The organism is Aureimonas sp. CAS, assembly GCF_059838215.1.
In genome coordinates, this window is the sequence record NZ_CM187563.1 from 2,070,288 (window position 1) to 2,084,511 (window position 14,224).

The 14,224-nt window shown below is 67.5% G+C and carries 10 protein-coding genes and 1 pseudogene; 7 read left to right on the forward strand and 4 right to left on the reverse strand.

Going from position 1 to position 14,224, the window contains the following annotated elements:
* The first annotated feature begins 173 nt into the window (after nt 1–173).
* Nucleotides 174–1,967 carry an acyl-CoA dehydrogenase C-terminal domain-containing protein gene (locus AC6R2M_RS10025; RefSeq protein ID WP_500481709.1) on the forward strand — a complete coding sequence of 598 codons (1,794 nt, stop codon included), beginning with the start codon at nt 174–176 and terminating at the stop codon, nt 1,965–1,967.
* 189 nt (nt 1,968–2,156) lie between these two features.
* On the forward strand, nt 2,157–3,365 hold the full coding sequence (locus AC6R2M_RS10030) for an acetyl-CoA C-acetyltransferase (protein ID WP_500481711.1): 1,209 nt from the start codon (nt 2,157–2,159) through the stop codon (nt 3,363–3,365).
* Between the two features lie 23 nt (nt 3,366–3,388).
* Here AC6R2M_RS10030 and AC6R2M_RS10035 read toward each other — a convergent pair whose 3' ends face one another.
* The gene (locus tag AC6R2M_RS10035) at nt 3,389–4,102 is read right to left on the reverse strand and encodes an EAL domain-containing protein (RefSeq protein WP_500487555.1); all 714 of its coding nucleotides are present in this window, start codon (nt 4,100–4,102) and stop codon (nt 3,389–3,391) included.
* Between the two features lie 191 nt (nt 4,103–4,293).
* Between AC6R2M_RS10035 and AC6R2M_RS10040 the strand changes: the two genes are divergently transcribed.
* Entirely contained in the window at nt 4,294–6,492 is a 2,199-nt protein-coding gene (locus tag AC6R2M_RS10040) for an FAD-dependent oxidoreductase (RefSeq protein ID WP_500481713.1), read from the forward strand.
* An 84-nt stretch (nt 6,493–6,576) separates the two neighbouring features.
* Here AC6R2M_RS10040 and AC6R2M_RS10045 read toward each other — a convergent pair whose 3' ends face one another.
* Nucleotides 6,577–7,680, reverse strand: a complete 1,104-nt coding sequence (locus AC6R2M_RS10045) for a YihY/virulence factor BrkB family protein (protein ID WP_500481715.1) — start codon at nt 7,678–7,680, stop codon at nt 6,577–6,579.
* Nucleotides 7,681–7,918: 238 nt separating this feature from the next.
* Here AC6R2M_RS10045 and AC6R2M_RS10050 point away from each other — a divergent pair, with 238 nt between their 5' ends.
* A complete protein-coding gene (locus AC6R2M_RS10050; RefSeq protein WP_500481717.1) occupies nt 7,919–8,560 on the forward strand; it encodes a S24 family peptidase in 642 nt (213 codons plus the stop codon).
* 90 nt (nt 8,561–8,650) lie between these two features.
* On the forward strand, nt 8,651–9,481 hold the full coding sequence (locus AC6R2M_RS10055; protein ID WP_500481719.1) for a thermonuclease family protein: 831 nt from the start codon (nt 8,651–8,653) through the stop codon (nt 9,479–9,481).
* Here the strand turns inward: AC6R2M_RS10055 and AC6R2M_RS10060 are convergent.
* Both AC6R2M_RS10060 and AC6R2M_RS10065 read right to left on the reverse strand, forming a co-directional pair.
* The gene (locus AC6R2M_RS10060) at nt 9,467–11,146 is read right to left on the reverse strand and encodes a lysine--tRNA ligase (RefSeq protein WP_500481721.1); all 1,680 of its coding nucleotides are present in this window, start codon (nt 11,144–11,146) and stop codon (nt 9,467–9,469) included. The two genes, AC6R2M_RS10055 and AC6R2M_RS10060, sit on opposite strands and share 15 nt — an antisense overlap.
* A gap of 117 nt (nt 11,147–11,263) precedes the next feature.
* Nucleotides 11,264–12,091 carry a transporter substrate-binding domain-containing protein gene (locus AC6R2M_RS10065; protein ID WP_500481723.1) on the reverse strand — a complete coding sequence of 276 codons (828 nt, stop codon included), beginning with the start codon at nt 12,089–12,091 and terminating at the stop codon, nt 11,264–11,266.
* A 566-nt stretch (nt 12,092–12,657) separates the two neighbouring features.
* Between AC6R2M_RS10065 and AC6R2M_RS10070 the strand changes: the two are divergent.
* Both AC6R2M_RS10070 and AC6R2M_RS10075 read left to right on the forward strand, forming a co-directional pair.
* Nucleotides 12,658–13,422, forward strand: a pseudogene (locus AC6R2M_RS10070) (glycosyltransferase); the annotation flags it as partial.
* Nucleotides 13,401–14,105 carry a glycosyltransferase family 2 protein gene (locus AC6R2M_RS10075; protein WP_500487557.1) on the forward strand — a complete coding sequence of 235 codons (705 nt, stop codon included), beginning with the start codon at nt 13,401–13,403 and terminating at the stop codon, nt 14,103–14,105. The pseudogene AC6R2M_RS10070 and the gene AC6R2M_RS10075, both read left to right, overlap by 22 nt.
* Nucleotides 14,106–14,224: the final 119 nt, after the last annotated feature.

The following is a 14,224-nucleotide window of genomic DNA, read 5'->3' on the forward strand; positions in this document are numbered from 1 at the left end:
GTCGGCGAGACCGGCCTCACACCGTCGAAACGCTTTGGAGCGACACCCTCGCTTCGTCCCGATCCCGCCTTCCCCTCCGGCCCTCCGCATGCTTGCATCGACAGGAGACGGCTGGTAGGTCTGAGAAGTGACGTTTACGCAAACGTCAATTGATTGCATGTGGAGGAGCGATCGTGCCGACCTATCAGGCCCCCTTGGCGGACACCCTTTTCGTCCTGAACGACGTTCTGGGCTTGTCGCGATACTCGAATCTCCCCGGCTTCTCCGAGGCCTCCCCTGACGTGGTCGAGGCCATCCTGCAGGAGGGCGGCAAGTTCGCGTCCGAGGTCTTCCATCCGCTGAATCAGGTGGGCGACCGGGAGGGCTGCAAGCGCGCCGAGGACGGCTCTGTGACGACGCCGAAGGGCTTCAAGGCGGCCTACGACCAGTTCCGCGAGGCGGGCTGGGGCGGGCTGTCCTGCGAGGGGGAATATGGCGGCCAGGGCCTGCCGCATACGCTCTCTGCGGCCGTCAACGAGTTCATGTCCTCGGCCAACATGGCCTTCGCGATGTATCCCGGCCTGACGCGCGGCGCGATCGCGGCCATCCAGTTGCACGGCACGCCCGAGCAGAAGCAGACCTATCTGCCGAAGATGATCGAGGGATCGTGGACCGGCACGATGAACCTCACCGAGCCCCATTGCGGCACGGATCTCGGCCTCCTGCGCACCCGCGCGACGCCGCAGGGCGACGGCTCCTACCGCATCTCCGGCCAGAAGATCTTCATCTCGGCCGGCGAGCACGACCTGTCCGACAACATCATTCATCTGGTGCTGGCCCGCATCGACGGGGCGCCGGAGGGCGTGAAGGGCATCTCGCTCTTCATCGTGCCGAAGTTCGTTCTCGACGAGGCCGGCGAGCCGGGCGCGCGCAACGGCGTGAAGTGCGGTTCCATCGAAGAGAAGATGGGCATCCACGGCAACGCCACCTGCGTCATGAACTACGACGAGGCGACCGGCTACCTCATCGGAGAGGAGCACAAGGGCCTGCGTGCCATGTTCACGATGATGAACGAGGCGCGGCTCGGCGTCGGCATCCAGGGCCTCGCCATCTCCGAGATCGCCTATCAGAACGCCGTCACCTACGCGAAGGACCGCATCCAGGGCCGTTCGCTGTCCGGCCCGAAGGCCAAGGACAAGCCGGCCGACCCGCTGATCGTCCATCCGGACGTGCGCCGCATGCTGATGACGATCCGCGCGATCAACGAGGCCGGCCGCGCGCTCGTCCTCTACACGGCGATGAAGGGCGACCTCAGCCATGTGGCCGAGGACGAGAAGGAGCGCCAAGCCGCGGACGACTGGATGGGCCTGCTCACCCCCGTCATCAAGGGCGTTCTCACCGACAAGGGCTTCGAGAACGCCGTCATGGCGCAGCAGGTCTATGGCGGCCACGGCTACATCGCCGAATGGGGCATGGAGCAGTTCGTGCGCGACGCCCGCATCGCGCAGATCTACGAAGGCGCGAACGGCATCCAGGCGCTCGATCTCGTCGGCCGCAAGCTGGCGCTGAACGGCGGACGCGCGATCCAGGCCTTCTTCGCCGAGGTCGGCAAGTTCGCCGAGGAGAACCGCGCCGACGAGGCGATGGCGCCCTACACCAAGGGCCTGAAGAAGGGGCTGAACGACCTTCAGCAGGCGACGATGTGGCTGATGCAAAACGCGATGGCCAAGCCCGACAATGCCGGCGCGGCCTCCACCGACTACATGCACCTCTTCGGCCTCGTCGCGCTCGGCTACATGTCGGCCCTCTCCGCCAAGGCGGCCAACGCCAAGCTCGCCGAGGGCGGCGCGGACGAGGCCTTCTGCAAGGCCAAGCTCGTCACCGCGAAGTTCTTCATGGACCGCCTGATGCCCGAGACGGCGGCGCATCTCGCCCGGATTTCGTCGGGTGCCGAGTCCATGATGGCGCTGGACGCCGAAATCTTCTGATCGGCCGCAAGGCCTTGCGACCGGCCGGCGCGCGCGCACATCGAGGCGGGCGCGCTCCAGCATCGGCCCGGGATCGGTATCGATTTCGGAGAACCGGATGCGTAGATCCGAAATGGTGGAGCGACCTTTGGGCGTCCGCACGGCGCGCAAAGGTCGCTCTACCCCGCGAACCCATTCGAGGAGGACGAAATGACCGAAGCCTACATCTACGATCACGTCCGCACGCCGCGCGGCCGCGGCAAGAAGGACGGATCGCTGCACGAGGTGCCGGCCGTGCGGCTCGGCGCGAAGGTGCTGGAGGCTCTGCGCGAGCGCAACGGCTTCGACACGTCGCGCGTCGACGACATCATCTTCGGCTGCGTGGATCCCGTCGGCGAGGCCGGTTCGGTGATCCCGAAGGCGTCCGCCTTCGAGGCGGGCTACGACTTCGCCGCGCCGGGGATGCAGATCTCGCGCTTCTGCGCTTCCGGTCTCGACGCCGTGAACCTCGCCGCCGGCAAGATCGCCGCCGGGTCGGAGGATCTCGTGATCGCGGGCGGCGTGGAATCCATGTCGCGCGTCGGCCTCGGCATGTCGGGCGGCGCCTGGATCATGGACCCCTCCGTCGGCATTCCCGCCTACTTCATGCCGCAGGGTGTCTCGGCCGATCTCATCGCGACCAAGTACGGCTTCACCCGCGACGACTGCGACGCCTATGCGGTGCAGTCGCAGAAGCGTGCGGCCAAGGCCTGGGAGGAAGGGCGCTTCAAGAAGTCCGTGGTTCCCGTGAAGGACCAGAACGGCCTGACGATCCTCGCCCATGACGAGCACATGCGCCCGTCCACCGACATGCAGTCCCTGGGCTCGCTCAACGCCTCCTTCGCCATGATGGGCGAGATGGGCGGCTACGACGCGGTGGCCGTGCAGGCCCATCCCGAGCTCGAAGGCGTCGTCCACGTCCACCACGCCGGCAATTCGTCGGGCATCGTGGACGGGGCGGCGGCGGTCCTTCTCGGCTCCAAGGAAGGCGGCGCTCTCGTCGGTGCCAAGCCGCGGGCGCGCATCCGCGCCTTCGCCTCGATCGGCTCCGATCCGGCGCTGATGCTCACCGGCCCGGTGGACGTGACCGAGAAGCTCCTGAAGCGCTCGGGCATGCAGATGTCCGACATCGACCTGTTCGAGCTGAACGAGGCCTTCGCGGCCGTCGTGCTGCGCTACCAACAGGCCTTCGACATCGACCCGGAGGTGCTGAACGTCAACGGCGGCGCCATCGCAATGGGCCATCCGCTCGGCGCGACCGGGGCGATGGTGCTCGGCACGGTGCTCGACGAACTGGAGCGGCAGGACAAGCAGACCGCCCTCGTGACGCTCTGCATCGGCGCGGGCATGGGAACGGCGACGATCATCGAGCGGGTGTGATGCGTCGCGTCATCGATCGCGCGTCAGGCGACCAGTCCGCTTGCGGCGGACTGGATCTCGACCGGCGGCAGGGCCTGGAAGGCGGGGCGGGCGAACCAGTATCCCTGGAACAGCCGGATGCCGGCCGCCTTCAGGGTGATGAACTCGGCCTCGGTCTCGATGCCTTCGGCCAGAACCTGCACGTCCAGCTCGCGCGCCATGGTCACGATGGCCGCGACGATGATCTGTCGGGCGCGCTCGGTGTCGATGTTGCGCACCAGATGCATGTCGATCTTGATGAGGTCCGGCTGGAAGTCGGCCAGAAGGCCGAGACCGGCATAGCCGGCGCCGAAATCGTCCAGTGCGGTGATGAAGCCGCGCCGCCGGTACTCGGCCAGGATGCGCTTCAGATGGGGCGCATCGACGATCGCCTCGTTCTCGGTGAACTCGAACATCACGCGCCGCAGCGGGAACTTGTGTTCGGCGGCGGCCGAGAGGGTCGCCCTCAGGCAGGCCGCGGGCTCGTAGACCGCATTCGGCATGAAGTTGATCGAGAGCCGGAGGTCGCTGCCGCGCGGGAAGAGTCCGGAAGCCAGTTCCAGGGCCTTCACCCGGCAGGCCTGATCGAAGCGATACTTGGTCGTATCGGTCACGCGCGACAGGACCGCGGCGGCGCCCTCCCCGGCCATGCCGCGCACCAGGGCCTCGTAGCCCCAGACGCGCTCCTCGGCGATGTCGTAGATCGGCTGGAACGCCATCGAGAAATCGAAGTCCAGCCCTTCGTCGGACTGGCAACCCTGGCATTTCGTAACCACCGCAGGCCTCGCTCGAACTGGTCGATCCAGCCGACGCGTAGCATTGGGCAAGTTGAGTTCCTCTAAACAAATGAACCGCTCCGGTCGCGGCTACAAAATTCCGTGATCGAACGTGTAAATCGGGAGAAGACGAGATGGACCTTCGAAACTTCACCATCGAAACGGACACGGACGGCTTTGCGACCGTCCGCTGGGACATGCCGGGCCGGTCCATGAACGTCTTCACCGAGGAGGTGATGAACGAGATCGACCGGATGGCGGACGCCTTCTCCTCCGACGCCTCGGTGAAGGGGGTCGTGTTCACCTCCGGCAAGAGCGGCTCCTTCACCGGCGGCGCCGATCTGAAGATGCTGCGCGGCATGTTCGACGCCTACGAGGCGAAGCTCTCGGCCGACCGCGAGGCGGCGGTGAAGGAGCTGTTCGAGCGCTGCGGCGAGATGGGCCGCATCTGGCGCAAGATCGAGACCGGCGGCAAGCCGTGGGTCGCGGCGATCAACGGCACCTCCATGGGCGGCGGCTTCGAGCTGGCCCTTTCCTGCCATGCGCGCGTCGTCGCCAAGTCGGCCAAGATGGGCCTGCCGGAGGTGAAGGTCGGCATCTTCCCCGGCGCAGGCGGAACGCAGCGCGTGCCGCGCATGACGGACACGCAGTCCGCGCTTCAGATGCTGCTGCAGGGCCAGACGCTGTCCGCCGACAAGGCCAAGCGGATTAAGCTGATCGAGGAGATCGTCGAGACGGAGGACGAGCTCGTCGCCAAGGCCAAGGACATGCTGCGGGCGGGCGTGCCGGCCGTGAAGCCGTGGGACGAGAAGGGCTTCAAGCTTCCGTCCGGTCCGGTCTACTCGCCGGCCGGCGCGCAGGTGTGGCCGGCCGTCGCCTCGCTCTACCGCAAGGAGACGTTCGACAACTATCCGGGCGCCCGCGCCATCGTGAAGTGCGTGTACGAGGGCCTGCTGGTCCCGATGGACACCGCGCTCAAGATCGAGCAGCGCTACTTCGCCTCGGTCCTGCAGACGACGGAAGCGGCGATGATGATCCGCTCGCTCTTCGTCTCCAAGCAGGCGCTGGAGAAGGGCGCGCGTCGTCCGGCCGGCGTCGGCGCGACGAACCTGAAGAAGATCGCCGTTCTCGGCGCAGGCTTCATGGGCGCGGGCATCGCCTATGTCTCTGCCAGGGCCGGGCTCGAGGTGGTTCTGCTCGACCGCGATCAGGAGGCCGCCGACAAGGGCAAGGCGCATTCGGCCAAGCTGATGGAAGGCCTGATCAAGAAAGGCCGGGCGACCCAGGAGGATGCGGAGAAGCTCCTGTCTCGCATCACCGCCACGCCCGACTACGCGGCGCTGGGCGACGTCGATCTCGTGGTGGAGGCCGTCTTCGAGGACCGCAAGGTCAAGGCCGACGTCATCTCGCGCGCGGCCGGCTCGATGAAGGACGGGGCGATCTTCGCCTCCAACACCTCCACCATCCCGATCACGAGCTTGGCCGGCAATTTCCCGGACACGAAGCGCTTCATCGGCATCCACTTCTTCTCGCCCGTCGACAAGATGATGCTGACCGAGATCATCCTGGGCGAAGAGACCGGCGATCAGGCGCTCGCCACCGCGCTCGACTTCGTGCGCGCGATCAAGAAGACGCCGATCGTCGTCAACGACACGCGCGGCTTCTTCGCCAATCGCTGCGTGCTTCGCTACATGTCCGAATCCTACGACATGCTGACGGAGGGCGTGCCGGCGGCGATGATCGAGAACGCGGCGCGCGCGGCCGGAATGCCGGTCGGCCCGCTGGCGCTCAACGACGAGGTCGCGATCGACCTCTCGCAGAAGATCATGCGCGCCACGATCGCCGACATGGGCGAGGAGGCCGTCGACGCGCAGCATCTGAAGCTCGTCGACACGATGGTCGCGCAGGGTCGGGTCGGCCGCAAGGGCGGCAAGGGCTTCTACGAGTACCCGGACAGGCCGGCCAAGAAGCATCTGTGGTCGGGGCTCAAGGACCTGTTCCCGCAGAAGCGGCCCGAGGAGGTGGATTACGAGGAGCTCAAGCAGCGCTTCCTCGTGACCATGGCGCTGGAGGCGGCGCGCACGGTCGAGGAGGGCGTCGTCACCGACCCGCGCGAGGCGGATGTCGGCTCGATCCTCGGCTTCGGTTTCGCGCCCTACACCGGCGGCACCCTCTCCTATATCGACGGGATGGGCGCCAAGCGCTTCGTCGCGCTGGCAGAGAAGCTGGAGGCCAAGTACGGGGAGCGCTTCCGCCCGACGCCGCTTCTGCGCGAGATGGCCGAGAAGGGCGAGACCTTCTACGGGCGGTTCGCGCCGGCCGAAGCCGCCTGAGCCCATCGCGACAGATCATGAGAAAGGCCGGCGGATCGCTCCGCCGGCCTTTCTCATTCCCGCAACTCTTGGATCGACGGCGGCTCAGCCGAGGTGCTTCTTTCGCCTGCGACGGAAGAGGCCGCGCTTTTCGGACGTGACGGGCTCGGGGGGACGCGCGGGCTCCGGCGAACGGGCGGCGACCGTGGACTTGCCGATCGTGTCGGCCACCCGTGCACCCCGCGCGCCGAGCGGCTTGTTGCCCTCGTCCGTCGTATCGATGGCGGTCTGGTGCTCCATCTCCGCGTTGATCTCCGCCCCGATGATGAAGATGATCGAGGAGATCCAGACCCACATCATGAAGCCGACGACGCCGCCGATCGTGCCGTAGGTCGCCGTGTAATTCGCGAAGTTCTGCAGATACCAGGAGAAGGCGATCGACGCGGCCAGCCAGACGGCGGCCGTCAGCACCGCGCCGAACATCACCCAGCGCCACTGGGCCCGGCGGCGGCTCGCCCCGTAGCGGTAGATCAGCGCGATGCCGAAGACGATCACGGCGAAGACCGCCGGCCAGCGGCCGATCAGGATCAGCTCGTCGGTGAAGCTCTGGACCCCGAACAGCGCCATGACCGCCGGAATGACGCCGACGACGAGGATCATCACCGTGGCGAGCACGATGCCGCCGAGGGTGAAGGTGAAGGCCACGAGGTTGAGCTTGATGAAGGAGCGCTGCTCCTGCTCGCCATAGGCGACGTTCATCGCCTCGAAGAGGGTCTTGATCCCGTTGTTGGCGCTCCACCACGCGAAGAGGAAGCCGGTCACGAAGGTGACCGAAAGAGAGGCCGGATCGGCGGTGACGAGCGCTTCGAGCTGCGAGTTGATGAGATTCACGCCGTCCTGCGGCAGGAACTGACCGATGAAGGCGATGTGGTCGCCGAGCGTCACCGGGTCGGCCACGAGACCGTAAGCGGACACGAAGACGGCGAAGGTCGGGAAGAGCGCGAGCAGCAGATAGAAGGTCGCGCCTGCCGCGATCAGCATGATCCGGTCTTCCCAGAAGGAGACGTAGAGCCGCGCGGCAATGTCCTTCCAGCCCTGCCAGGGGATGTCGAACGGCCCCTTGGCGTCACGCCCCCGCCCCGGCTCGCTGGCGCGCCGCTTCATCTCCTCCGATGTGCTCGTGGTGAAGCGCAGGCTTTCGAAGCTCATCGACCGGACCCTGTGAACGCACGCAACTCGATCATATCGAGACGCGCGGAAAACGACTCGATGCAGGGAAATGCCACAATCCCGCCACGAGTTCCGGAGCCCCTCACGATTTAGAATCGGCGTGCGATCTCGCTTCCGTCGCGCCTGTTCCACCAATCTCGGGCCGCGACTTGCAGTAAGGTTTTTATTCCTCTAGGTTTCGAGCCACCGCACCGAAGGCGGCAGGAAGGCGCGCTGCATGCTGTCCCACGAACGCATCTGGAGTGCGATCGACGCGCTGGCCGCGCGGCACGGGCTTTCGCCCTCCGGGCTGGCGCGGCGCGCCGGGCTCGATCCGACGACCTTCAACAAGTCCAAGCGCAACGCGGCGGACGGCCGGCCGCGCTGGCCCTCGACAGAGTCGCTCTCCAAGATCCTCGACGCGACCAATACCGGGCTCGACGCCTTCACGGCGCTGGTCGGCGGTCCCTCTCCGCTCCGGGCCCGCGGCAGCGCGATGACGGCGCCGCTCGTCGGCTTCGCGGAAGCGGGATCGGACGGCTATTTCGACGACAGCGGCTTTCCGGTCGGCCAGGGCTGGGACGAGATCGCCCTTCCGGCCGGCAGCGAGGAAGGCGTCTATGCGCTCGAGGTCTCGGGCCGCTCGATGGAGCCGCTCTATCGCGAGGGCGACATCGTCATCGTCTCCCCCGGCTCGCCCATCCGGCGCGGCGACCGCGTGGTCGCGCGCACGCGGGCCGGCGAGGTGATGGTCAAGGTGCTGCAGCGTCGGACCGCCCGCACGATCGAGCTCGCCTCGATCAACGACGAGTTCCCGACGCGCCAGTTCACCGTCGACGAGATCGAGTGGATGGCCCGCATCCTCTGGGCGAGCCAGTGACGGCCGGCTTCTCGGCCTGCCCTCGCAACACCCTCGCCCTATTTTGCGTCCAATACGCCCTCGAAGGGCGATGAGACGACGAGCGGAACGATGGACGCGTTGAAGCAATCGCTGAAGATCGGCGTGGGACTGGCCGCTATGGTCGCCGTCTGCGTGGCCCTTCTGCCCGAACCGCCGAGCCTCTTTTCAGCCGAGACGGGCGTGGAGAGCGCGCAGGCCGGCGGCGACGACGAACTCCTGCTGGCGACGGCCGGCGCCATTCCGAGGGAGGGCGAAACCTCGCAGAGCTTCGAGGTCGCCCAGGCCGCTCCTTCGTCCGTGGGTTCGGGCACGGCAAACGAGAGCGACGGACTGACCCCGGGGCAGCGCCATCTTCAGCGCCTGCGCGAGCGCAATCAGAGCGTGCCGGCGGCGCAGCCCGCCGCCCCCTCTCCGGCTGCCCCGGCTCAGCCTGCCGCTTCGGCACCGCCCGCTCCGACACCCCCTGCCCCGCCGCCCGCGCCCCCTGCGCCGCAGGCGGGCGGCCAAGGCCTCGACAGCCTCACGCGGCCTTCGGCCCCTCCCCAGTTTCGGCTCTTCCGGGACGCGCAGGCCGTGGATTCCGCGACGCTGCGCTCCGGCGGCCAGACGGTCCGGGTCGCGGGAATCGTCGCCGTCGCACCGGACGAACGCTGCGCGGACGGATCGGCCTGCGGCGCGGCGGCGCGCTCGGCGCTGGACGAATGGCTCGCGGGCCAGGAGGTGGTGTGCGCCGTCTCCGAAGGCGCCGATGCCGCCCCCTGCGTGCGCGGCGAGGAGGACATCGCCGAATGGGTTGTGGAGAACGGCTGGGCGACGGCCGAGCCGGGCAGCGTCTACGCAGAAACCGAAGCGCGCGCTCGTGACGCGGGCCGCGGCATCTGGGCGTCAGGCGGGCGCTGATTCAGGGTTGGAGGCGACGAGCCGGCCGTCCAGCGCGGCATCGATGAGCGCGATGGTCTCGTCGATACCGTAGAGCGCCGCGAAGGAGCCGAAGCGCGGCCCTTTCTCCTGGCCGATCAGGATCTGATAGAGCGCGGAGAACCATTCGAGCGACACGCCGGGCCCGCCGTCCGGGCCCTTCTTCTTGGCGTCCTGGTAGCGCTCGATCGGACGCGCGACGTCGAGAACCGCGTCCTGGATCGCCCCGGCCAGATCGTTGATCTCGGCCCGTGCCGCCTTCTCGCGCACGCCTTCGAGCGCGGTGCGCAGGTCTTCCAGCGCCTTCCGCTCGGTCTCGTCCGGCGCGCGGAACCGCTTGGTCGGCCGCACGAAATCCTCGAAATAGCGGATCGCGTAGCCGACGAGGCTGTCGAGCTCCGGCTCGGTGACCGGCGTCACGCCCGGCGCATAGCGCGAGATGAATCCCCAGAGCGTCGCCTTGTTGGCCGCGTTCGAGGCCGAAACGAGGTTCAGGAGCATGGAGAAGGACACGGAGACGCCGCGCTCGGGCGGCTGTCCCGAATGGATGTGCCAGGCCGGGTTCTGCAGACGCTGCCGCTCGTCCTGCCGGCCATAGGCGGACAGGAAGGCGTTGTAGTCGTCCACCGCGCGCGGGATCACGTCGAAATGCAGGCGCTTGGCGGCGCGCGGCTTGTTGAACATGTAGAGGCTGAGGCTTTCCGGCGAAGCGTAAGTCAGCCATTCCTCGATCGACAGACCGTTGCCCTTCGACTTGGAAATCTTCGCGCCTTCCGCGTCGAGGAACAGCTCGTAGACGAAGTGCTCCGGCGCCGTGCCGCCGAGGATTTCGCAGATTCGGTCGTAGATCGCCGCGTTCGTCTGGTGGTCCTTGCCGAACATCTCGAAATCGACGCCGAGCGCGGCCCAGCGCATCCCGAAATCGGGCTTCCACTGCAGCTTCACCGACCCGCCCGTCACCGGCACGGTGGTCTCGGTCCCGTCCTCGTCCAGGAAGGTGATCGTGCCCTCCTTGGGATCGACATGGCGCATCGGGACGTAGAGGACGCGGCCGGACTTCGGCGAGATCGGCAGGAAGGGGCTGTAGGTGGCCTGCCGCTCCGCGCCGAGGGTCGGGAGCATCACGGCCATGATGTCGTCGTAGCGCTCGGTGGCGCGCAGAAGCGCCTCGTCGAACCGGCCCGAGCGATAGTAGTCGGTCGCGCTGGCGAACTCGTATTCGAAGCCGAACGTGTCCAGGAACCGGCGCAGCATGGCGTTGTTGTGCGCGGCAAAGCTCGGAAAGTCCCCGCCGAACGGGTTCGGTACGTCGGTCAGCGGCTTCTGGAGGTACGGCTCCAGCGCGGCACGGTCCGGCACGTTGTCCGGGATCTTGCGCATCCCGTCCATGTCGTCGGAGAAGCACAGGAGCCGCGTCGGCACCGCGTCGCCGGTCAGGACGCGGAAGGCGTGCCGAACCATGGTGGTGCGGGCCACCTCGCCGAACGTCCCGATATGCGGCAGGCCCGACGGCCCGTAGCCGGTCTCGAACAGGACCTCGTTCTTTCCCGACTTCTCGATCCGGGCGACGATCTTGCGCGCTTCCTCGAACGGCCAGGCGTTCGAACGCGTCGCTTCGTCGATCAGGCTGGACAAGCCGTCGGTCATGTCTCGTCTCGTCAAGGAGTTTCGTCGTGCGCGATGCGCGAGGAATTCCGTCTAAAGACTTTTGAAGTCCGAGGAAAGCGACGGCCCAAGGTGTGCCTCCACCGGAGGGGACCCTCCCTAGAAGGCACTGATCGGGAAGGAGCGCAGAAGAAGCTCGGAGAAGCGCCCTTTCGCGATGATCCGCGAGAGCGCGAAATCGAAAGCCCGCGCGAGCTCGGAATCCTGGGAACGGAGGGCGATGGCGAGCCCCTCGCCCAGGAACTCGTCCGAAAGATACGGACCGCCGGCAAAGGCGCAGCACCCCGCCGCATCCTCGCTCGCCAGCCAGAACGACAGGCCGACGCCGTCGCCGAACGCGGCCTCGACCGAGGCGTCCTTCACCGCGGCCAGAAGCTGCTCACGGTCCTCGAAGGGAACGGCTTCGGCCTGCGGAAAGAAGGCCTGCAGCATGGCCTGATGCGCGGTTTCGCGGACGACGCCGACGCGGCGGCCCCGCAGGCCTTCCCCCAGCGCACCGTCGAGCGCGGTTCCCTCCAGCGTCACGAACCGAGCCGGATATCGGAAGTAGGATCCGGTGAAGGCGAGGGTCTGGCGTGCCTCGGCCGTCACCGCGAGACCGGCGATGACCGCCTCCCCCTCGCCAGCCAGCAGGGCGGGCAGCAACTCCTCGAAGGGCCGCGCCTCGATCTGGCAGATGTCGATGAGATCGAGCTCCTCGCAGATCGTGCGCGCCAGCTCGACGTTGAAACCCGCCAGACGCCCCCGCGCGTCGAGGAAGTTGAACGGGGGGTAATCGACGCTCGTCAGGAAGCGCAGCCGCTGCAGATCCGGCGGCGGCGGCGGCGCGGTGATCGGCCCCCGATCCCAGAAGTTGGGGGTCGCCACCTCCTGCGCCGCCGCGGGAGCCGCAACGGCGGCCAATGCAATCCACGAATGCAGAAGCATGCGAGCGAACGCGGATCGGACCCGCTGTGGTTTCTTCAATCGGCGAGTCTGCGCGCGCAAGATGTGGCCTGCAAGGATCGTTTCGAAATGGGGGGTCCCATCCTGTGAACGTCGTAGCACCGTCGCCCACGGCGCTCAAAGCCTTGCCGTGGGACGACCCGTCCGACGCGGCCGAGGAGCCTTTCCCCGCGCGCGGGCTGGTCGAAGAGGTGATCACGCGAACCGGCGTTCCCGCGTCCGTTCTGGCCGCCGCGCTGGAGGACTGCCTTCGCAACGGGTCCGACCTCGGGGACGAACTCGTTTCGCACGGCGTCAGGGAAGACGTCCTCGCGAAGGCCATCGCCTCTTCGCTCGGCGTGACCTTCGCCGTTCCGCGAGCGGACGAACGTCAGATCTGGCGCCCGCCCGGACGCGATCCGCGGCTCTTGCGGACCTACAGCCCCGCGCTCCACACCCGCGTCTACATCGCGCCCCGGCTGGCGACGCTCCGGCGCACGGCCGAGTGGATCGCGGAGAACGGGGGCGACGCCGTCATCGTCACGACGCGCAGCGCGCTCCGCGCCCACATGGCGGAGGCGAGCGCGCCGTCCCGGCTTCACGCGGCGCGCTTCCGCCTGTTCACGGAACGTCCGGAATGGTCGGCACGGAACGTCCTGACCGCGCCGCAGGGCTACGCGCTCGGCATCGCCACGTCGATTCTGCTGCTTGCGGCCGCCTTCCTCGGCTGGCTCGTGGTCACCGCCCTTCATGCCGCGATCAGCCTGCTCTTCCTCTCGATCACCGGCCTTCGCCTGTTCATTCTTCTGGACCATCGCCGCGAGCGGCGCAGGCGCGCGCTGGAGCGAAGCCGCGCGGAGGACGAACTGCGCCTGCCCGCTTCGCCCCTGCCGATCTACACCATCCTCGTCGCGCTCCGGCACGAGGACCGGATGGTTCCCGCTCTCGTGGAGGCGCTCGGGCGGTTAAACTGGCCGCGCTCCCGCCTCGACATCAAGCTCGTCTGCGAGGCGGACGACCCCGCGACGCTCGAAGCGGTGCGCGCGGCGATCGAAGGCCGCGCGGGTTTCGAACTCTGCGTGGTGCAACCGGCGCTTCCGCGCACCAAGCCGAAGGCGCTGAACCATGCCTTGCCGGTCGCGCGCGGCGACTTCGTCGTTCTCTACGACGCGGAGGATCGGCCGGACCCCGACCAGCTTCTGGAGGCGTGGCTGGCCTTCGAGCGCGCGGGGCCGCGGCTCGCCTGCGTTCAGGCGCCGCTCGTCATCCGCAACGGGAGCGAGAACTGGCTGACGGCGATGTTCGCGCTGGAATACGCCGTGCTCTTTCGCGCCCAGCTTCCCTTCCTGGCGCGCCGCAACCTGCCCATCCCCCTCGGGGAACGTCGAACCATTTCCGTCGTTCGGCCCTCGACCGTGTCGGCGCATGGGACAGCCACAACGTCGCCGAGGACGCCGATCTCGGGATCCGCCTCGCCCGCCACGGCTATGTGACCGACGTCATCTCCGCGCCCACCAGCGAGATCGCGCCGACGCGATGGCGCGACTGGCGGAACCAGAGGGCGCGATGGGTGAAGGGGTGGATCCAGACCTATTGCGTGCACATGCGCCACCCGGTCCTCGCGGCACGGCAGCTCGGAGCGATGCGCATGTTCGCGTTCCAGATGCTGTTTCTGGCGATGGTCGCGGGCGCCGTGATGCACACGGCCTTCGTCGCCTTCGTGGCGCTCGTCATCCTCGACGTCGCTCTCACCGGCGAGACGACGTTCGACCTCGGATGGCTCATGGTGGTCGACGTTCTCAACATCGTGTCGGCGGCGCTCGTCTTCACGCTGCTCGCCTCGGAGGTCGCGACACGCCGCGAGCGCCCGCTCGTCCGCTACTGCTCGACGCTGTGGCTCTACTGGATCTTCGTGAGCCTTGCGAGCCTGCGAAGCCTTCGCAAGCTCTTCACCGACCCGCATGGGTGGGAAAAGACGCCGCACCACGAGCCCGCCGCGTTGCAGGAAGGTCGCTGAGATGGCCTGACAGCCACCAGACGCGCCGCACGTCCAATTGGACGCACGAAGGATGCTCTATCTCCTTGCGACCGCGCATCAGGCTTCCCGAAAATCGGTTCCGATTTTCGGGCCGACGC